Source organism: Tardiphaga sp. GW821-FHT12E02, from assembly GCF_058807155.1.
Genome location: NZ_JBXAQK010000001.1, coordinates 2,314,165 through 2,334,183 on the forward strand (window position 1 = coordinate 2,314,165; position 20,019 = coordinate 2,334,183).

Genomic DNA, 20,019 nt, shown 5'->3' on the forward strand with positions numbered 1-20,019 from the left:
GGATGGTGGACGACGCCATCGGAACCCTTCGCATCCATCCTCATTGTTCCTTCTAACGACAACACATGGAGGCAATGATGGCTCTCGATGTCATGAAGAGGCCGCACACGCTGATCGCCAGCGACCGCATCGAAGGAACCGCGGTGCGCCGCGCCAATGGCGATCGGATCGGCCACATCGAACGGCTGATGATCGACAAGCTCAGCGGCAAAGTGTCGTATGCGGTGATGTCGTTCGGCGGCTTTCTCGGCATCGGCTCGAATCTGCTGGCGGTGCCGTGGACGCTGCTCACCTATAGCCGCAAGCTCGATGCCTATCAGCTCGATATCGACGATGAGGAGCTGCGCAGCGCGCCGTCCTTCACCGAGAAGCGCGATTTCGATTGGGGCGATCGGTCGCAGGAAGAAGCGCTGCACCGCCACTACGGCGTCGCACCCTATTGGGGTGAATTCTAACTACACTTCGCGCGACTACAATTTCATGGTGGAACCGGAACTGTGTCGAAATCCTCGCGTTGCTTTGAGACAGGTGGCAACAACAGGAGGAACATATGTTCAAGAAATATATGACGGCTGGTATCGTTGGTTCGGCTCTGCTCGCAACCGCAGCCTTCGCCCAGAGCCCGAGCACATCGTCCACGACGGCTCCCGCTGCGACGGCAACCCCGGCACCGGCGGCCGCTGATACCACGTTCAACGGCAACTGGCGGACCTCGAAGGTCGTCGGCCTCAATGTGTATAACGAGGCCAATGAAAGCCTCGGTTCGATCAATGATCTTCTGACCGACAAGGAAGGCAACATCAAAGCCGTGGTCATCGGCGTGGGTGGCTTCCTCGGCGTCGGCGAGCGTCTGATCGCCGTGCCTTATGACAAGGTCAAGTTCATGAATGAGCCGGTACAGACCTCGGCCGCGGCCAGCGGCGGCTCGGCCGGCATGGCGAAGTCGACCTCGACCTCCAGCGGCATGACCACCGGCGCAGCGACGTCGGGCGGTGCCGCGGCAACGCCGCCGAAGCAGAACCCCTGGTATCCCGATCACGCCGTGATCAGTGGCGCCAGCAAGGATCAGCTGAAGGCGATGCCGGAGTTCAAGTATTCGACCTAACGGTCGGTGATAAATACGGGTGACGTCGCATTGGTGGCGATGTCATCCGACGAAGAGGGCGCGTCTGCTCCTGCAGGACGCGCCCTTTTTCGTGTCGTGAATTGGGGGCTCACAAATTCGGCAGCTTCGTCACTGTCACATTGATCGCGCCTTCGGCCTCGGCAATGACGCGCAGCGTCTTCGAGTCGAACGCAATCCCGCCAAGCCGCAGCGCCGTGATATCCGCACCCACCCTCAACCCATCCTCATTCTTCTGGAAGTCCGTCAGCACGCCCGCGATCTTGCGCTGCGCATTCGATGCGAACGGCTTGAGATCGATCACGGCGCGCTCCGCCAGCGTACTCTGCAGCAACGGCATCGCCGCGCGCGCCGCAGCACCGAGCAGCCCGAATGCCGCTTCCGATTCCACCGCGAGTTCGAGATTGGTGAAGCGCATCACCTGGTTGACCTGATCCAGCGCCGGCTTGCCCCAGACGTGCACAGTGGCTTCGCCGCCGAGGCCGAACCAGCTCGACTTCTCCTTGGCATTGACCAGCAGCGAAATCAGCAGACGGTCACCGGAGGCGCGCACGGTCGCCTTCTTCACGGTGACCGAGACAGAGCCTGAGCCATCCTCCGGAAACGTCTTCCCGGCCAGCTGCGCTTCGATGATCTTGTTGAGCTCGGTGAACGGCATGTCGATGGGCACACCGATGTTGAGCTTACCGGGGCCGGGCGGCACGATGGCGAGCGTCGCCGGGAACGGGCAGTTCGGCGTCGTCTGCAGGCCGGTCACGCGCGTTTCCGCTTCGACGCCAAGCGTCAGCGTGATGTTGCTGCCGTCGATGCGCGGCTGTGCGGCGATGGCGCGGGTCGGTTTCAATTCGAGAAACAGGTTCTGCACCGAGCTTGCGCCCTGCAGTGGCACCGAGCGGCACAGTTTCGCCCATTCGCGCCGTGCATTCTGTTCGAAGGCGGGGTCGTTGCGCAGCCGCTGCTGCACGGCGGCGATCTGCTCATTCACCGCATTGTCGATCATCGGCTTCACCTGCGCGGGCACATTGATGCGCACGCCGCTGACCGATGCATTGGTGTCGCCGAGCGTTACTTGCGCCGTCAGGCCTGGCTCGATGCGCCAGTTCGGTGTCAGCCGCGGCTGCGACGCCACCACCACATTGCCGCGGATCTCCGCATTGGCATTGACGTTCTTGATATTGATGGTGCCGATCTGCTTGGCGACATTGCCGCCGAGCAGGTTGCCGAGCGCGCCGCCGAGCGCCTCGCGCACATTCGTTGATAGCTCGCCGCTCACATTCAGCGTGCCGTTCAGTGGCGTGGACATGGTCAGCGTATCCGACGCGCCGGTGGCCGTGATGGCGCCGCGCGCCGCACTCCATTTGATGTCGGCATTCTGCAGGATCTGCTGCGCCGGGTTGGGCGCGGTGCCGGCGAAGTTTCGCGGTGCCCCGCGTTCGACGGTGTCGCGGATTGCCGCGAGCGTCACGGCAACGGGCGCCACGATGGTGGAACTGCGCGGCGGGGACGGCGGCAGCGGCGGCAGTTCGACCAGCGTCGGTGCAGCGCCCGATCCGCGCGGCGCCACATAGTCCATGATCTTCAGAGCAGCCACGAAAGAAACGGCGATCAGCGCCGAGCCGATCAAAATGGTCTTCAGACGCATGATGTCCCCGCATGCAATATGCGGGGACAGTACATCATGGGGCGAAGTGGGCAAAGTAAGGCGGACGCATCAGCGTCATCCCCGCCTGCCATTCGCATTGTCCGCCCGCCGATCCATCGGCAGCACGATCACCTTGGTGCCGACGGTGACCCGCGAATACAGGTCCGACACATCCGTATTGGTGAGCCGGATGCAGCCGGACGACACCTGGGTGCCGATCGTCTCCGGCATATTGGTGCCGTGGATGCGATAGATCGTATTGCCGAGATACATGGCGCGGGCGCCGAGCGGATTGCCGGGGCCGCCGGCCATATGGCGCGGCAGATAGGGCTGGCGCGCGATCATTTCAGCGGGCGGCGTCCATGCCGGCCATTCCGCCTTGCGCGTCACCGTCTGCACGCCGGACCAGGTAAAACCGTCGCGGCCGACGCCGATGCCGTAGCGGATCGCCTGACCGTTGCCGAGCACATAGTAGAGATAGGTGTTCGGCGTATCGATGATGATGGTGCCCGGCGCTTCGCGGGTCGGATAGTTCACGACCTGACGCTTGAAGCGCGATGGCTGTTCGATCGCCGGGCGATCTTCGTCGGCCTGCGGTGCTTGATAGTAAGGCGCGGGCTCCGCTTGTACCGGCGGCGACATGAAGAAGGGAAACAGCGGCAGCGGCGCTGATTTAGCCGGGCCTGTAAAGGCGAAGGCGCTGACGAGCAGTGCGCCTACGGCGACAGTGATGCGGCGAACTTTCATTTCGAAACGAGCGAGCGTGAACATGGGGGTCTCCGTTTGAGCGCCTGTGAGTGAGCGCCCATTCGGCGTCTCGTTGGCGTCAGGAGTACCCGGAGCTGGTTTCAGGAGATTTGCGTCAAAGCCGCAAAACGATGTCATCGGGCGGGATAAATGTGTCGTCCGTGCTTCATCGCGAAGTGTAGTTGTGCGGTGGTGTCAGAACGGGTCGCAATGATACCGGCGGCCGGCGCGATCGGTTAACCGTGGGGAGGAGAGCGCGTGGCGCGTCTGATGGGGTTCGCCCCAGCGCGTCGCGCCTCCATTCGACCCATGCGGGCGCCTACAGCAGCCCGAGCACGATGGCGCCGACAAGGGCCATGGCCGCATAGGCGGCAACCATGCTCAATTGACCCACGAATGCCGTCATGGCGATGCCTCCTTTGTCCTGCGCCGGGTAACGCGAGAGATCGCAATCCCGTTCCTCGCTCGGTTACCAAAAGCGCGCGAGCGGTCATTTTGGGCGCCGAATTGCATCCTTTGCGTGTGTTTATGCTGCAACATCGTCGACGAATTCCGGTATTCCGACGCGATTATCCAGAATTTGACGCTCGTTTCGCGCGTCTGTTCCCAATCGGAGTGATGACTTAAGGTTGTTGTGGTGTCAGGGTGGGCCTCGCGAGCGATGCGAACCCGGAAAATCGAGCCATCGGACATGAGGGCAGGGGGCGCTGTTGGATAGACAGCTGCTGCGCCGTGCGGCAGGGGTCTTCGCCCTGCTGGTGGCGGCCACGCAGGCCGAGGCCGCTTGCACGCCCGCGGCGACCATTGCGCCTCCACTCCCGCCCGGGACCACAGTGACTTGCTCGGGCATCACGACCAGTCAGAATGGAACCAATGGCTACGGAACGGTGAGCCAGACGGGCCTGGTCATCGATGTCCAGAATGCAGCCTCGGCACCGGCACGCTAAATGGCCTGCGTCTCGGATGCCGCTGTCGGTAACGGCGCCGGCGCCGTCATCACCGGCGGTTCGGACGGGATCAATTCAATGACAGGCTTCGCCAGCATCACGAATTCCGGCAGCATTTTCGGCACCACCGGGACTGGCGTCAGGATGGAGCGGGATTTGGCGCTGCTGAATAATGGGACCGGCATCATCGGCGGAGCCATAAACGGTGTCTCTGTCTTTGCCGGCACAGCAAACGTCACCAATTTCGAATTAAAATAACCCCAACTGCGACTCCTGTGACGCCAAACGCGTGATATACACGTGGATATAACGAGGCGCGTCAAAGTCGTCCGTTAAACAGGGAGTGCACGTTCATGACCAGCTACAATCTTCTCATCGACGGGAAGATGGTTCCCGGCGCCATGCAGATGCCGGTTCTCAATCCCGCCACTGAAGATGTGATGGCGCAGTGTCCGCGGGCTTCGAAAGAGCAGCTCGATGCGGCCGTGGCAGCCGCGAAGGCCGCGTATCCCGCCTGGGCCGCGACGCCGCTCGGCGAGCGCCGCAAATACATCGTGCAGATGGCCGATGTGATCGAGGCCAATGCCAGCGAGCTCGCGCACATCCTCACCAGCGAACAGGGCAAGCCGCTCACCGACGCAACCGCAGAGGTGATGGGCATGGGCGGCTTCTTCCGCTATCTCGCCTCGCTCGATCTGCCGATGAAGGTGATCGAGGACTCAGGCGATCGCCGCGTCGAGGCGCGTCGTCGTCCACTCGGCGTGGTCGGCTGCATCATTCCGTGGAATTACCCGCTGCTGATCCTCGGCTTCAAGCTGCCGCCTGCGCTGTTGGCAGGCAATACGCTGGTGGTGAAGCCGGCGCCGACCACGCCGCTGGCGACGCTGCGCTTTGCTGAACTGGTGCAAGGCGTCCTGCCAAAGGGCGTGCTCAACGTCATCACCGACGCCAATGATCTCGGCGACGAGATGACCAGGCATCCGGACATCCGCAAGATCTCGTTCACGGGATCGACGGCCACCGGCCAGAAGGTGATGACCAGTGCAGCAGCGACGCTCAAGCGCATCACCCTCGAACTCGGCGGCAACGATGCCTCCATCGTGCTGGACGATGTCGACCCGAAGAAAGTCGCGCCCGGCATTTTCGAAGGCGCATTCCAGAACAGCGGCCAGGTCTGCCTCGCCATCAAGCGGCTCTATGTGCATGAGTCCGTCTATGACGAAATCTGCCAGGAGCTCGTGGCCATCGCCAACAACACCGTGGTGGATGACGGCACCAAGCAGGGCACAAAACTCGGCCCGCTGCAGAACAAGATGCAGTATGAGAAAGTGAAGGGCTTTCTCGATGATGCCCGCAAGAACGGCAACGTCATTGCCGGCGGCAATGCGATGGACCGACCCGGCTATTTCATCCAGCCCACCATTGTGCGCGACATCGCCGAGGGCACCAAGCTCGTCGATGAAGAGCAGTTCGGGCCCGTGCTACCCGTCATCAAATATTCCGATCACGACGACGTGATCCGCCGCGCCAATGCCACCACTTACGGGCTCGGCGCCTCGGTCTGGTCCTCGGACACGGAACGGGCCCATAAAGTCGCCAGCCAGATCGAGGCCGGTACGGTGTGGATCAACAAGCACCTCGACATGGCCCCGCACATCCCGTTCGGCGGCGCCAAGCAGTCGGGCATCGGAACCGAATTCGCCGAGGAGGGCCTCGCCGAATTCACCCAGCTGCAGATCATCAACGCGGCGCGCTGACGATCCAGGACGAAAATTCGTAACGGAGCGCTTTTGTCCATCTGGGATGGGCGAGGGCGCTCCGCCTCATTTCAGCCGCTGGTCTGCCGCTGTGCGGACGCACCGAATAATGCGCGGCCGCGCAAATACCCGCCTTTTCAGCGCTCGAAAACGCCCATGTTGAAGAGTCTTTAAAACATTTAGCTCAACTTGCGCGCATGACGCGCGGAGTTCGTTTGTATCTCGTCGGCTCCTTCGTCCTTGTCTCGATGGCTGGTTGCGGCAAAGGTTTGTTCCAAACCGAAACGCGCGACCCCTGGCGAGCCGAGGCAGAAGTCGCATGCATGAAGTCGGGCGCCGTGCGCGAAAGCGCCGGCCTGGTCCGCATCGAACCTATTTCAGGTCCCGGTGTCTGCGGCGCTGAATTTCCGTTGAAGGTCGCGGCCCTCGGTGAATCCAACAGCACCATCGGCTTTGCCGATGAAGCGCCTCGTCCGCCCGGCGGCATCGGTGGCGGCCCGTCGCGCTGGCCGGTACAGCAGGCGCCGTCGCAGCCGATGGTGCGCGCCACCAGCAGTTATCCCAATTCCTATCCGCCATCGGCGCCGCCGCGTCAGCAGCCATCCTATGGCGGCGGCTACAATGCCGGCTACGCCAATGCGCCGGCGGGCAATGGCCCAGTCTCGCTAAACGCGCCCGGCGTCCATGAGGCTGAAGACGATATCAATCTGCCGCCCGATGGTGCGCCCGAGCAGGCGATGCCGCGCAGCGCGCCGCCGCAAACGCGCGCGCCTTACGGGCGCTATAGTTCCGGTCCTGCGCAGACCCAACCGCAGCAGGATTACACCCAGCCGCGCCTCGGTCCTGGCGGCGGCAATGTCACAGGCTCCGTTGGTCCCGTTGAAGTGAAGCCGACGGCGACGCTCGCTTGCCCGATCGTCTCACAGCTCGACAAATGGCTCGCCGAAGTCGTGCAGCCGGCGGCGATGCGCTGGTTCGGCCAGCGCGTGGTGTCGATCCGCCAGATCTCCGCCTATTCATGCCGCGGTATGAACGGCAATTCGCGCTCGCATATTTCCGAACACGCCTTCGGTAACGCGCTGGATATCGCAGCTTTTACCTTTTCCGATGGTCGCAACATGTCGGTGAAGAACGGCTGGAAGGGCCTGCCGGAAGAGCAGGGCTTTTTGCGCGACGTTCAGGGTGGCGCGTGCCAGTATTTTACGACGGTGCTGGCGCCGGGCTCCAACGTCTATCACTACGACCATATTCACGTAGACCTGATGCGCCGTCCGAAGCGCCCGTCGATCTGCAAGCCGGCGGCCGTGTCGGGTGAGGAAGTCGCGTCGCGCGCCATGGGCCGCAGCTATGCCGGCCGCGGCGACGATGGCCCGACCGGTTCGATCAAGAAGGCGGCGGGCAAGAAAAACAGCAAGACGCCGGACGACGAGGACTTTTACGAGAACGAATAATCAGGTGCGATAGGCCGCGAGGAACACGCGCACCGCGCTGTCCACGACCTTGTCGATCTCCGCCGTGGTCGGAGATGGTTTTGCCTGAAAGATAAATGGCTGAAACAAAGTCGCCTGGCACGACATCATGAATTGCGCCGCAGCGAGCTCGGTGTCGTCGATTTCCAGCTCCCCCGCCTTCACGCGCGCATCGAGATAGCCGGCCACCTGCCTGATCGCATGCGCCAGCACCGCTTCATAAAAGCGCTTGCCAACATCGGGCATCCGCTCCGCAATCGCCATCACCGTGCGAATGGCGGAGCCACCGCCGGGTCGGCACAGCAACTGGATATAGCCGCGGCCAAACTCCGCGAGTGTCGTTTCAGCGTCCCGCTCGGGATTGAGATTGAAGACGGCCTTGCCCTGTTCAAGCTTTTCCTGCTCGACAATGGCTTCGAACAGCCCGCTCTTGTCGGTGAAATAGACATAGAGCGTGCCCTTGGAGACACCCGCAGCACGCGCGATCTCGCCCATGCTGGCGCCGTCAAACCCCAACGTCATGAAGACCTTACGTGCGCCGTCGAGAATCTGCCGGCGCTTGGCGCTGTCTTCTTCGCCGACCGGGGCGAGGGGGGCGTGGGAGGTGGCAACCATTCATTCAGCCTGTCGCAGGGAACCGGAGCGGACTGCTCGCCCAAGCCCGGAATAGCTCGAAATCGCGATGGAACGATGATCTCTGTATCTTGACCGAACCGTTCGGTCAATGTACATGATGCCACACCAAGCGGGAACCAGATTATTTCCGCACGATCATTTTCAGGAGGCCGGAATGGCCGCACCACGCGATCAGGCAGCACGTATCGTTCGCAGCGACGCCAAGGATGAGGTCGTCGCGGCGCGGGTGGTGCCGTTGGAAGAGCGTAGCCCCGGCGACGCACCGGAGAAGCCGGCCGAAGCGCCCGCTGCGGCGCCTGCCGCCGCAGCCAAGCCGGCTGCGCCAAAATCGCCGCGCAAGAAGCGCATCTTCATGGGCATCGGCGCACTCGCTGCCGTTGCCGCCGTCTATTACGGCGTGAACTATTATCTGGTCGGCCGCTTCATCGTCTCCACCGACGACGCCTATGTGCGTGCCAATAACTCGACGCTCGGCGCGCGGGTCTCCGGCCACATCGCGCAGATCATTCCAGGCGACAATACCGAGGTGAAGGCCGGGCAGGTGCTCTTCAAGATCGACGATGGCGACTACAAGATTGCCGTCGATGCAGCCCAGCGGAAGATCGATACGCAGAAGGCGACGATCGAGCGCATCGGTCGTCAGGTCGAGGCGCAGGACAGCGCGGTGGCGCAGGCGCAGGCGCAATTGTCGTCAGCCGACGCCGCTGCCACTCGTGCGCAGCTTGAATTCGATCGCCAGGAGACGCTGAGCAAGCAAGGCTTTGCCTCTCGCTCGGTTTATGAGACGTCGCAGTCGAACCGCGATCAGACTGCAGCTTCGGTGAAGGCCGCGAAGGCCGCCGTCGACTCCGCCAGAAGCGCTGTCGAAGTCACCAAGGCGCAGCAGGCGGAAGCCCGTGCGCAGCTGCAGGAATTGCAGAGTTCGCTTGACAAGGCGCAGCGCGATCTCGCTTTCACCGATGTGAAGGCGCCCGTGGATGGCATCTTCTCCAACCGCATGGTCAATCTCGGCGACTTCATCACAACCGGCCAGCGCCTCGCCAATATCGTGCCGCTCGACGATGTCTTCATCGATGCCAATTTCAAGGAAACGCAGCTGCGTCGCCTGAAGCCGGGTCAGCCGGTGTCGGTCGAGCTCGATGCCGATACCAGCCGCGTCATCAATGCGACGGTCGATAGCCTGTCGCCGGCTGCCGGCCAGGTATTCACGCTGCTGCCGCCGGACAATGCGACCGGCAATTTCACCAAGATCGTGCAGCGTGTGCCCGTGCGCGTGCGCGTGCCGGCCGATGTCGCCAAGCAGAATGTTTTGCGCGCAGGCATGTCGGTCTATGTCCGCATCAATACCAAGCCGGACGCGAAGCCCGCGCAGTAACGGATCGCGCAGATGTCCTCGGCATCGACCACCACCTCAGGAGCACCGCCGGCCGCGCCGGTGGATGCCGATCGGATTCCGCCGAAACGCCTGATCGCGTTCCTGATCATGGTGTTCGGCATGTTCATGTCGATCCTCGACATCCAGATCGTCTCGGCCTCGCTGTCGGACATCCAGGCCGGTTTGTCGGCGTCGTCCAACGAAGTTTCGTGGGTGCAGACTGCTTATCTGATCGCGGAAGTCATCGCGATTCCGCTGTCGGGCTTCCTGTCGCGCGCGCTCGGCACGCGCTTGCTGTTCGCCATCTCGGCAGCGGGTTTCACCTTCGCCAGCCTGATGTGCGGCTTCACGCAGTCGATCGAACAGATGATCCTGTGGCGTGCGGTGCAGGGTTTTCTCGGCGCTGGCATGATCCCGACGGTGTTCGCTTCGGCCTATACGGTTTTCCCGCGCTCGAAATTCCACATCGTCGCGCCGATCATCGGCCTCGTCGCGACACTCGCGCCGACCATCGGCCCGACGGTCGGCGGCTACATCACCGATGCCATGTCATGGCACTGGCTGTTCTTCATCAATGTGGTGCCGGGCATCGGCATCACGCTCGGTGTGCTGGCACTGGTCGACTTTGACGAGCCGCATTTCGAGTTGCTCGATCACTTCGACTGGTGGGGCCTCGGCTTCATGGCCGGCTTCCTCGGCTCGCTAGAATATGTGCTGGAAGAGGGCCCGCGCAACGACTGGTTCGAGGACGAGGCGATCCTGATCTTCGCCGTGATCTGCGCATTCTCCGCCGTCGCTTTCTTCTGGCGCGTGCTGACGGCAAGAGAACCGATCGTCGATCTGCGCGCCTTTACCAATCGCAACTTTGCGCTTGGGTCGACCTTCTCGTTCTGTATCGGCATCGGCCTTTATGGCCTGACCTATATCTACCCGCTCTATCTTGCCCAGGTGCGCGGCTACAGCGCGCTGCAGATCGGCGAGACCATGTTCGTGTCGGGTATCGCCATGTTCCTGATGGCGCCCATCGTCGGTCGCCTCATGACCAAGGTGGACCTGCGCTTTCTGATCGGCGCCGGCCTCGTGCTGTTTGCGTCCGGCACCTGGCTGATGACGTCGATCACCCGCGACTATGATTTCTACGAATTGCTGGTGCCGCAGATACTGCGCGGCATGGGCATGATGCTTGCGATGGTGCCGATCAACAATATCGCGCTCGGCACTCTGACGCCGGAGATGCTCAAAAATGCATCCGGCCTGTTCAATCTGACGCGCAATCTCGGCGGCGCGCTCGGCCTTGCACTCATCAATACCGTGCTCGATCACCGCACCGATTTCCACATCTCGCGCCTGCACGACAAGGTGACATGGGGCAACGCCCAGGCGGTCGAGACGCTGAACATGCTGACGCAGAAATTCCAGGGCATGGGCGATGCCTCGCGGATGGCGCTGAAGCAGCTGACGAATATCGTGCACCGTCAGGCCGTGGTGATGGGCTTCGGGGACGCGTTCTTCCTGCTGTCGTGTTTCTATATCGGCCTCAGCGTGATGGTGCTGATGCTGGACAAGCCGGCGAACCCCGCGGCTGCCGGCGGTGGACACTGATCGAATAGCATAGCTGTGATGGCACGCTGCTAGGCGACGTGCAGGCCGATCTGTCGCAACAATTCGGCTGCTTGAGCTGTCGAGATGACCGCGCCCTTGAAATGCCTGGCATCGGTGATTTTGACGCCTCCGAGATCGGCGCCACGTAGGTCGGTCTTGTCGAAACGACAATCCTTGATGTTGGCGTCTCGCAGCGAGCAATCCTTGAATGTTGCTCCGCTGAAGTCGCAGGCGGGCAGGTCGGCATCGCTGAAGTCGATGCCTTTGAGGATCGCTTTGCGAAACGAGAGGCGCGGAAGTTTGGCCATGCCGAACAACACGTCTTCCACCGACATTCCGATGATCTTGGCTTCGGTAAGGTCTGCGCCCGTCATTTTGACCCGGCGCAGCCGCGCGTGCTGCAGCGTCGCGCGTCGGAAGCTCACATTGTTGAAGTCGCCTTCTTCGATCATCGCTTCCGAAAGGTCGGCGCTTTCGAAACTGGCGCCGGCGGCCCGGCAGGCGAGAAACTGCGCTTCTTCGCATTCGCTGCCCACAAAGTCCGTTCGGGTCAGGTCGCAGCGCTCAAAGTGCCAGTTCTCGAATGCCATGCGCGAGAGGTCGAGGCCCGACAGGTCGCATCCGATCAGTTGAAGGCGACGGCCGGCGCTGGAGTGATCCTCGATATCCGATCGTCGAGGTGTGTCATCTTCCAGTTTGACGTCGAAGCCGTCATTGACCGCGTTCATGCCGATCCTGCGCCGAAATATTGCAACCACATCTGGAGAGGGGCCCGGCGTGTTTGCGCCGAGCCCCTCGTTATTCAGTATCAGCCGGCCTGTAAGCCGGGTTCTGTAAGGCACCGCCGCTTGCGCGACGCTACGTGACGGCCATTCTTCTGGGACCGCATTTGCATGCGGCCTCTAGCAACCTACCCGGACAGCGGGTTTGACATCACCCTGCAGTGTTATCGTTCGCGAACGAACTGACTGCCATGCCGTCCCTATTCGGTTTTGCTCCCGGTGGGGTTTACCTTGCCGTCTCTGTTGCCAGATCCGCGGTGCGCTTTTACCGCACCTTTTCACCCTTGCTGCCCCGCCCGAAGGCGGAGAGCGGTTCGTTCTCTGTGGCACTTTCCCTGGGGTCGCCCCCGCCGGATGTTATCCGGCACCGTATGTCATTGGAGCCCGGACTTTCCTCCCCCGCGACCTTTCGATCATTGCGGGAGCGGCCGTCCGGCCGACTGACGGGGAAGCCATGCGGGCTTACGGGACGCGCGTCAAGTCAGCTGGTCTTGGCGGCTTCGCTGTGCGGCAAACTCACAAGGAGCGCCTCCAGCGTTTCCAGCGTGGAGAGGTCCGCAATGCCGTCCACGCGCTCGGGACGGAAATGGCGCTGGAAGGCCGTCACGACCTCGGCCGTGGTCGCATCATAGATGCCGGTGACCTCGATGCCGTAGCCATAGCGGGCGAGTGCCTGCTGTAGCGCTTTCACCTCATCGCCATCCGCGCCGGTGCGCAGGCCTTCGCTGGAGGTGATGGGCGCCGGGTGGACCCAGTGTCCGACGCCTGAACTGGCGAGCAGATGCCACGGGAATTTCTCGCCGGGGTCCTTCTTGCGCGCCGGTGACACGTCGGAATGGCCAAGCACGCGATGGGTCGGCATATCGTGGCGCAGCAGGATGCCGCGGCACAGCGCGGTGACGGCCGCGATCTGTCGGGTGGGATAGTCCGGGTAGCCCCAGTCATGGCCGCGATTGATGATCTCGATGCCGATGGAGCAGGAATTGATATCGTCTTCGCCGGACCAGTAGGACGAGCCCGCGTGCCATGCGCGCTTGGCTTCGGGTACCGTCTGCACGATACGGCCGTCCTCGAGCACGATGTAATGGGCGGAGACGTCGGTGCCGTCGCTGCATAGCCGGGTGATCGCACCTTCGGCATCGGGCATGCCGGTGTAATGCAGCACGATCATATCGGGCACGAGTCCCTTGTTCCGGTCGCCAAAATTCGGCGACGGGATCACGTCCGACACGACGGAGGAATCCGGCGTGAAGGTCGGCAGATTCGCGACACCTTTCGGGATCGGCAAGGGGCGCGGGCGCTTGGTCTCAGATCCGGGCAATCTCTTTCAAACTCCACGACTGTCCTCGCCGCGCGGCTGCCGCAAGGGGAGGGACACTATTCCGATCACTGCCAGGTTGCGCAACGATGGCAGGGCGGTTTTACCCTTTTATTTCATCGCTCTATGCGCGATGCGCCAACACTACGATACAACCTCTGCCGTGTGAATTGAATCGAGACGGTTGGGCTTCTTCAACGCTTTCTTAACGCTAACCGACGTTACTGAAAGTTGAAGCGCCGCGCTCGTTTTCGCGCGGTCTGAGTTCCATTTGACGCTCATCCCATGGCCTTTCTTTCCATTCCATGCGGACGACAACGCGCCCCGTCGGATCACGCGGGCGATGCGTCGAGGCGGAACTGCGAATGCGCGATGCCGCGGATGAGCCGCGGCTTGCGACAGAATTTGAGACGTCACGGGCGTATCGGAGTCCGGATCGGTGTGGTGTCTCGCAGTAAAGGAACGGAACCCGTTGCCCGTTCGCGTGCGCGTATGACTGCTGACAGCCGCCATATCTCCGTGCTCGGCCCCGAGGCCGTGGAGATGCTGTCGCCGCGCGCCGGTGGCGTCTATGTGGACGCGACTTTCGGGGCGGGCGGCTATTCGCGCATGATCCTGGCGACGGAAGGCACGCAGGTGATCGCGATCGATCGCGACAGCACGGCGATTGTCGGCGGCGCGGATCTGGTGGCGTCATCGGCCGGTCGTCTCAAGCTGATCGAGGACCGCTTCTCCAATCTTGCCGATGTCTGCGAGGCGCAAGGCTTGCCGTTGGTCGATGGCGTCGTGATGGATGTCGGCGTCTCGTCGATGCAACTCGATCAGGCCGAGCGCGGCTTTTCGTTTCGCTTCGACGGCCCGCTCGATATGCGCATGAGCCAGCATGGACCGAGTGCTGCGGATGTCGTCGCCAAGGCGTCCGAGGCTGATCTCGCCAATATCATCTATATCTTCGGCGAAGAGCGGCATTCGCGCGCTGTGGCCCGCGAGATTGTCGCTGCGCGAAAAGAAGCCGAGATCACGACGACGAAGCAGCTCGTCGATATCGTGCAGAAGGTCGTGTGGGCCAAGCCCGGCGAGATCCATCCAGCGACGCGGACCTTCCAGGCGCTGCGCATCTTCGTCAATGAAGAGCTCGATGAGCTGCATATGGCGCTTGAGGCGGCCGAGCGTGTGCTGAAACCGGGCGGCCGTCTCTCGGTGGTCTCGTTCCATTCGCTGGAAGATCGCATCGTCAAGAATTTCATCGCCGAGCGCAGCAAGACCGGCGGCGGCTCGCGCCATCTGCCGGAAATCGCGCAGTCCGTGCCGCGCTTCAAGATCGTGAACAAGCGCCCGATCATCGCTGATGAGGCGGAGACCAAATCCAATCCACGCGCGCGTTCCGCCAAGCTGCGCGGTGCGGAGCGCACCGATACACCGGCGCAGGATGCTGGCCCATTGCCGGGCTGGCCGACGCTCGCATCCGTGATGCGGGGAGGCTGAGCATGCGCATCATCCATCTCCTCGTCATCGGCGTCCTCGTTTTCGCGGCCGCCTATGTCTACCGCATCAAGATGGAATCCACGGTGCGCACCGAGAAGGTGCTGCGCCTGCATGCCGATATCCGCGAACAGCGCGATGCGATTGCTTCGCTACGCGCCGAATGGGCCAAGCTGGATGCCCCGATGCGCTTGCAGGGATTGGCCGAGCGTCACCTCAAGCTGCAGCCGATGACGGCGCAGCAGTTCGACAATCTGAAAAACCTGCCCGATCGCCCGCCAAGCTTTGCCCGGCCGGGCACGCCCGATCCCATCGGTGCCATGCTCAACTCCATCGATCCCAACGACATCGTGACCGGATCGGTGAAAGACAAGGCGGATCAGCCGGAGGATCAGCAATGACCGCGCAGGCGTCCGCCAACAAATCCAATGAGCGTCCGCCGGAGCCGTGGCGCCAGCGCCTGATCCGCACGCTGCTTTACGGCAAGAACACCGACCGTGCTGCCAAGGCGCGTGCGCGCGTCGGTCTTGCCATGCTCGCTTTCGGCGCCGTCTATGGCATCATCGCCGTGCGTCTCGTTGTGTTCGCCGTTAATGGCGATACCCATGCGGAACGCCGTGCGTCGCGTGACGCCATTGCCACGGCACGCCCGGATATTGTCGATCGCAACGGGACCATCCTCGCGACCGACGTAAAGTCGCCATCGCTGTTCTCCGAGCCGCGCCGCATCATCGACAAGGACGAAGCGGCCGAATTGCTTACCGGCGCACTGCCCGATCTCGACAGCAATGAGGTGCGCGAGCGCATCAACAGCCGCAAGGGCTTTGCCTGGCTGAAGCGCGACATCACCCAGCAGCAGCAGCGTGACATTCATCGTCTCGGCATTCCAGGTATCGGATTCCTGCGCGAGAACAAGCGCGTCTACCCGAACGGATCGACGGTGTCGCATGTGATCGGCCTGACCAATATCGACAATCAGGGCATCGCCGGCATCGAGAAGTGGCTCGACAATAACGGTCTCGCCGATCTGCACCGCGCGGGTTTCGCCTCGGACCGCATGCAGAGTCCGGTCGAGCTCGCGCTCGATACGCGTGTCGAACACGCATTGCGCGACGAATTGCTCAAGGCGAAAGCGAAATTCAGTGCCAAGGCGGCGTCAGGTCTGGTGTCCAACATCCGCACCGGCGAGATCATCGCCATGGTGTCGCTGCCGGATTTCGATCCGAACAATCCGAAGGAAGTGCACGATCCCGACCGCATCAACCGCCTGACCACCGGCGTGTATGAAATGGGCTCGACCTTCAAGACGCTGACGCTGGCGATGGCGCTGGACTCGGGCAAGGTCAATCTCAACACCATGTTCGATGCGCGCTATCCGCTCAGCTATGGCAAGTTCAAGATCCACGATACCCATCCGGTGCCGCGTCCGATCTCGCTGGCCGAGGTGTTCACATTCTCGTCGAATGTCGGCGCTGCGAAGATCGCGCTTGGCCAGGGCGTCGAGGCGCACAAGGCGTTCCTGAAGAAGGTCGGTCAGCTCGATCGGCTGCGCACGGAACTGCCGGAAAGCGCGATGCCGATCGTGCCGAAGCGCTGGGGTGATCTCAACACCATCACCATCTCCTTTGGTCACGGCATCGCGGTGGCGCCGCTGCAGGCCGTGATGGCCGTGAATGCCATGGTCAATGGCGGCAATCTCATTCCGCCGACCTTCATGAAGCGCACCGAAGAGGAAGCGCTGGCGGTGGCAAAGCGCGTCATCAAGAAAGAGACGAGTGACAAAGTTCGCTACATGATGCGCCTCAATGCGGAAGTTGGCTCGGCGCGCCAGGCGGAGGCCAAGGCGAAGGGCTATTATCTCGGCGGCAAGACCGGTACGTCGGAAAAGGTGGTCAATGGCCGCTATTCGAAGAAGCAGGTGCTGAACTCCTTCACCGCCGTGCTGCCGATGGACAACCCGAAATATCAGGTGCTGATCATGCTGGATGAGCCGAAGGCACTGCCGGAGACCCATGGCTTCATCACCTCGGGCTGGAACACCGTGCCGACCGGCGGCGCCGTGATCGCCCGGATCGCGCCGCTCTTGGGCCTGGAGCCGCGCTTCGATCTGGCGCCAGCGGATCGCCTTATTCTTGCGACATCTCGGGTGACTCAGTAACGCTGCATCCGCGCTTTACAGCGGGGGCAAAATGCGGTTTGCGTGGCTTGCGGAACCCGTCCGTCCTGATTTGCCCTGTCCGGAGCAGCATGAAACTACGCGATCTTTTCAGCAGTGATGTTGCACTGGCGCCGCAGGCTGCGGATATGGCCGTGACCGGCCTTGCTGTGGACAGCCGCGCGGTGAAACCCGGCGATGTGTTTTTCGCGCTGGCCGGCGCCAAGACGGATGGTGTGCGTTTTATCGCGCAGGCGGTTGCATCTGGCGCTGTAGCGGTGGCTGGCGAGCATGAGCCGGCGAATATCGCGCTGCCATTTGTTAAACTCGCCAATCCCCGCCGCGCGCTGGCGCTGGCTGCGGCGCGGCTCTATCCGCGCCAGCCGCGGGTCATTGCTGCTGTGACGGGAACGTCGGGCAAGACCTCGGTGGCATCGTTTACGCGCGAGATCTGGGGTCGGCTTGGTCTGGTCTCCGCGAGCATCGGCACCATCGGACTCGTCTCGCCGAAGCGCACGGTCTATGGCTCGCTGACCACGCCCGATCCGATCTCGCTGCATCAGCAGATCGACGAGATCGCAGGCGAGGGCGTCACGCATCTGGCACTCGAAGCCTCGTCGCACGGGCTCGATCAGTTCAGGCTCGATGGTGTGCGCGTGTCCGCGGCTGGGTTCACCAATCTGTCGCGCGACCACATGGATTATCATCCGGACGTGGCGCATTACCTCAATGCCAAGCTGCGCCTGTTTCGTGATCTGGTCGCGGATGGTGGGCCGGCTGTGATCGCGGCCGATCATGATTGCTCGGCCGAGGTGATCGAAGCTGCGCGCGCGCGACAACTGCGCGTGATGACGGTGGGACGTGGCGGCGACGGCGCAAGTGAGGGCATTCGCCTGATCGATGCCGTGGTCAATGGTTTCGAGCAGCAACTCAAGCTCGAACATCGCAACAAGGTTTACGCTGTCCGTCTTCCATTGGTCGGCGAATTCCAGATCGAGAACGCATTGGTTGCGGCTGGTCTCGTCATCGGCACTGGCGGTGACGTAGACGCAACCTTCGCCGCGCTCGAACATCTCGAAGGCGCCAAGGGCCGCCTCGAACGCGTCGGCGATCGCAATGGTGCGCCGGTGTTCGTGGACTACGCGCATAAGCCGGACGCACTCGCCAAAGCGCTGCAGGCTCTGCGGCCTTATGCGAAGCGCAAGCTTGTCGTCGTGTTCGGCGCCGGCGGCGATCGCGATGCCGGCAAGCGTCCGTTGATGGGCGAGATCGCCGCTGCGAACGCGGACACGGTCATAATCACTGACGACAATCCGCGCAGCGAAGATCCGGCAACGATCCGCGCTGCCATTCTCGCTGCTGCCAAAGGCGCAACCGAGATCGGTGATCGTGCCGAAGCCATCTGCGTCGCAATACAGGGACTGGAAGCCGGCGATGCACTGCTGATCGCGGGCAAGGGGCACGAGACCGGCCAGATTGTCGGCACCCGGACGCTACCGTTCAGCGATCACGAGGCCGCTGCCGCGGCACTTGCTGCGAGGACTTCATGAGCGATTTTCTCTGGACATCAGCTGCGATGGCAGAGGCGATGGGCGCCGAGATGCATGGCGATCTGCCGGCCGGCGTCACGGGCATCTCCATCGACAGCCGCACCATCAAGCTCGGCGAGGCCTATTTCGCCATTACTGGCGACGTGCATGACGGCCACAAGTTTGTCGATGCCGCGCTGAAGAACGGTGCCGCATTGGCGGTGGTGGAAGCCGCGCAATGCGAGGATTTCGGTGCCGATGCGCGACTGCTCGTCGTGGATGATGTGCTTGAGGGCCTGGTCGCACTCGGCATTGCCGCCCGCACACGACTCGGCGCGCGCGTCGTCGCCGTCACCGGCTCGGTCGGCAAGACCTCGACCAAGGAAGCGCTGCTGCGCGTGTTGTCCGCGCAAGGTCCGACGCATGCGTCAGTGGCGTCCTTCAATAACCACTGGGGCGTGCCGCTCACGCTCGCGCGCTGTCCGGCCGATGTGCGCTTCGCGATCTTCGAGATCGGTATGAACCATGCCGGCGAGATCGAGCCGCTGGTGAAGATGGTGCGTCCGCATTACGCCGTCATCACCACCGTCGAGCCGGTGCATCTCGAATTCTTTTCCGGCATCGAGGCGATTGCCGATGCCAAGGCGGAAATCTTCCTCGGCGTCGAGCCCGATGGAGTCGCGATCCTCAATCGCGACAACCATCAATTCGCACGTCTGGAAAAGAGCGCAAAGAAGGCCGGCGTGTCGCGCATCGTCTCATTCGGGTCAGATGCCAAGGCCGATGCGTGCCTGATCGATATCGCGCTGCATCCGACTTGCTCGGCCGTGCATGCCAATGTGCTCGGTCAGGACATCACCTACAAATTTGGCATGCCCGGCCGTCACATGGCGATGAACTCGCTGGCAGTCCTCGCGGCTGCGTCACTCATGGGCGCCGATCTCGCCCATGCGGCGTTGACGCTGTCGCAGGTCGTGCCGGCGGAAGGCCGCGGGGTGCGCCAGATATTGGAGGTCGCCGGCGGCGAAGCGCTGCTAATCGACGAGACGTTCAACGCCAACCCGGCCTCGACCTCGGCCGCACTCAATGTGCTCGGCGCGGCCGCCATCGGCGGGCAGGGCCGCCGGATCGCCGTGCTCGGCGACATGCTCGAACTCGGCCCGCGCGGCGGCGAATTGCATGCCGGCCTGCAGGAGGCTGTGACCTCCAACGCAATAGATCTCGTATTTTGCTGTGGCCCCCTGATGCGCAACCTCTGGGATGCCCTTCCCAGCGGCAAGCGGGGCGGTTATGCCGGGGATGCAAAGGCGCTCGAATCACAGGTGGTGAGTGCAATCCGGGCCGGGGACGCGGTTCTGGTCAAGGGCTCGAAGGGCTCCAAGATGGGGCCGATCGTTGCCGCGCTGACAAAACGCTTTCCCGGTAACGCCGCGCGCGATGACGCTGCGGAATAAG

18 protein-coding genes and 1 other RNA gene are annotated in these 20,019 nt (G+C 62.5%); 13 read left to right on the forward strand and 6 right to left on the reverse strand.

What is annotated here, in order from left to right; all coding sequences use genetic code 11:
* Positions 1–77: 77 nt before the first annotated feature.
* Together AC1RQ5_RS10965 and AC1RQ5_RS10970 are read left to right on the forward strand one after the other, a co-directional pair.
* Entirely contained in the window at positions 78–455 is a 378-nt protein-coding gene (locus AC1RQ5_RS10965) for a PRC-barrel domain-containing protein (RefSeq protein WP_493198891.1), read from the forward strand.
* Positions 456–550: 95 nt separating this feature from the next.
* Complete coding sequence (locus AC1RQ5_RS10970) at positions 551–1,105, forward strand: PRC-barrel domain-containing protein (RefSeq protein ID WP_398479910.1); 555 nt, start codon at positions 551–553, stop codon at positions 1,103–1,105.
* A gap of 109 nt (positions 1,106–1,214) precedes the next feature.
* On the opposite strand, the gene AC1RQ5_RS10975 is transcribed toward AC1RQ5_RS10970, so the two are convergent.
* On the reverse strand, positions 1,215–2,765 hold the full coding sequence (locus AC1RQ5_RS10975) for a DUF4403 family protein (RefSeq protein WP_493198892.1): 1,551 nt from the start codon (positions 2,763–2,765) through the stop codon (positions 1,215–1,217).
* A gap of 75 nt (positions 2,766–2,840) precedes the next feature.
* The gene (locus tag AC1RQ5_RS10980) at positions 2,841–3,536 is read right to left on the reverse strand and encodes a L,D-transpeptidase (protein ID WP_493198894.1); all 696 of its coding nucleotides are present in this window, start codon (positions 3,534–3,536) and stop codon (positions 2,841–2,843) included.
* Between the two features lie 686 nt (positions 3,537–4,222).
* Between AC1RQ5_RS10980 and AC1RQ5_RS10985 the strand changes: the two genes are divergently transcribed.
* The 4 genes from AC1RQ5_RS10985 to AC1RQ5_RS11000 all read left to right on the forward strand — a co-directional run bounded on the left by AC1RQ5_RS10985 (position 4,223) and on the right by AC1RQ5_RS11000 (position 7,667).
* A complete protein-coding gene (locus AC1RQ5_RS10985; protein ID WP_493198896.1) occupies positions 4,223–4,459 on the forward strand; it encodes a hypothetical protein in 237 nt (78 codons plus the stop codon).
* Positions 4,460–4,717, forward strand: a complete 258-nt coding sequence (locus AC1RQ5_RS10990; protein ID WP_493198897.1) for a hypothetical protein — start codon at positions 4,460–4,462, stop codon at positions 4,715–4,717.
* Between the two features lie 95 nt (positions 4,718–4,812).
* Complete coding sequence (locus AC1RQ5_RS10995) at positions 4,813–6,216, forward strand: aldehyde dehydrogenase family protein (protein WP_493198898.1); 1,404 nt, start codon at positions 4,813–4,815, stop codon at positions 6,214–6,216.
* A 197-nt stretch (positions 6,217–6,413) separates the two neighbouring features.
* A complete protein-coding gene (locus AC1RQ5_RS11000) occupies positions 6,414–7,667 on the forward strand; it encodes an extensin-like domain-containing protein (RefSeq protein WP_493198900.1) in 1,254 nt (417 codons plus the stop codon).
* Here AC1RQ5_RS11000 and AC1RQ5_RS11005 read toward each other — a convergent pair whose 3' ends face one another.
* Positions 7,668–8,300, reverse strand: a complete 633-nt coding sequence (locus tag AC1RQ5_RS11005; protein ID WP_493198901.1) for a TetR/AcrR family transcriptional regulator — start codon at positions 8,298–8,300, stop codon at positions 7,668–7,670.
* Positions 8,301–8,475: 175 nt separating this feature from the next.
* On the opposite strand from AC1RQ5_RS11005, the gene AC1RQ5_RS11010 reads away from it, so the two are divergent.
* On the forward strand, positions 8,476–9,696 hold the full coding sequence (locus AC1RQ5_RS11010) for an HlyD family secretion protein (protein WP_493198902.1): 1,221 nt from the start codon (positions 8,476–8,478) through the stop codon (positions 9,694–9,696).
* Positions 9,697–9,708: 12 nt separating this feature from the next.
* Positions 9,709–11,298 (forward strand): DHA2 family efflux MFS transporter permease subunit, encoded by a 1,590-nt coding sequence (locus AC1RQ5_RS11015; RefSeq protein ID WP_398479894.1) that lies wholly within the window; start codon positions 9,709–9,711, stop codon positions 11,296–11,298.
* A 29-nt stretch (positions 11,299–11,327) separates the two neighbouring features.
* On the opposite strand, the gene AC1RQ5_RS11020 is transcribed toward AC1RQ5_RS11015, so the two are convergent.
* The 3 genes from AC1RQ5_RS11020 to AC1RQ5_RS11030 form a co-directional block, all read right to left on the reverse strand.
* Complete coding sequence (locus AC1RQ5_RS11020; RefSeq protein WP_493198904.1) at positions 11,328–12,026, reverse strand: pentapeptide repeat-containing protein; 699 nt, start codon at positions 12,024–12,026, stop codon at positions 11,328–11,330.
* A 76-nt stretch (positions 12,027–12,102) separates the two neighbouring features.
* Positions 12,103–12,524, reverse strand: an RNA gene (rnpB, locus tag AC1RQ5_RS11025) — RNase P RNA component class A.
* 37 nt (positions 12,525–12,561) lie between these two features.
* Positions 12,562–13,401, reverse strand: a complete 840-nt coding sequence (locus AC1RQ5_RS11030; RefSeq protein ID WP_398480388.1) for an N-acetylmuramoyl-L-alanine amidase — start codon at positions 13,399–13,401, stop codon at positions 12,562–12,564.
* 489 nt (positions 13,402–13,890) lie between these two features.
* On the opposite strand from AC1RQ5_RS11030, the gene rsmH reads away from it, so the two are divergent.
* From rsmH to AC1RQ5_RS11055, 5 genes are all read left to right on the forward strand, one after another.
* The gene (gene rsmH / locus AC1RQ5_RS11035; protein WP_493198906.1) at positions 13,891–14,883 is read left to right on the forward strand and encodes a 16S rRNA (cytosine(1402)-N(4))-methyltransferase RsmH; all 993 of its coding nucleotides are present in this window, start codon (positions 13,891–13,893) and stop codon (positions 14,881–14,883) included.
* Positions 14,884–14,885: 2 nt separating this feature from the next.
* Positions 14,886–15,281, forward strand: coding sequence for a cell division protein FtsL (ftsL, locus tag AC1RQ5_RS11040; protein ID WP_493198908.1), 396 nt, complete (start codon positions 14,886–14,888; stop codon positions 15,279–15,281).
* Positions 15,278–17,038, forward strand: coding sequence for a peptidoglycan D,D-transpeptidase FtsI family protein (locus AC1RQ5_RS11045; protein WP_493198909.1), 1,761 nt, complete (start codon positions 15,278–15,280; stop codon positions 17,036–17,038). The genes ftsL and AC1RQ5_RS11045 overlap by 4 nt, the downstream gene beginning before the upstream one ends.
* An 89-nt stretch (positions 17,039–17,127) precedes the next feature.
* Positions 17,128–18,585, forward strand: a complete 1,458-nt coding sequence (locus AC1RQ5_RS11050) for a UDP-N-acetylmuramoyl-L-alanyl-D-glutamate--2,6-diaminopimelate ligase (protein WP_493198910.1) — start codon at positions 17,128–17,130, stop codon at positions 18,583–18,585.
* Entirely contained in the window at positions 18,582–20,018 is a 1,437-nt protein-coding gene (locus tag AC1RQ5_RS11055) for a UDP-N-acetylmuramoylalanyl-D-glutamyl-2,6-diaminopimelate--D-alanyl-D-alanine ligase (RefSeq protein WP_493198912.1), read from the forward strand. Before AC1RQ5_RS11050 ends, AC1RQ5_RS11055 begins: the two co-directional genes overlap by 4 nt.
* Position 20,019 lies beyond the last annotated feature (1 nt).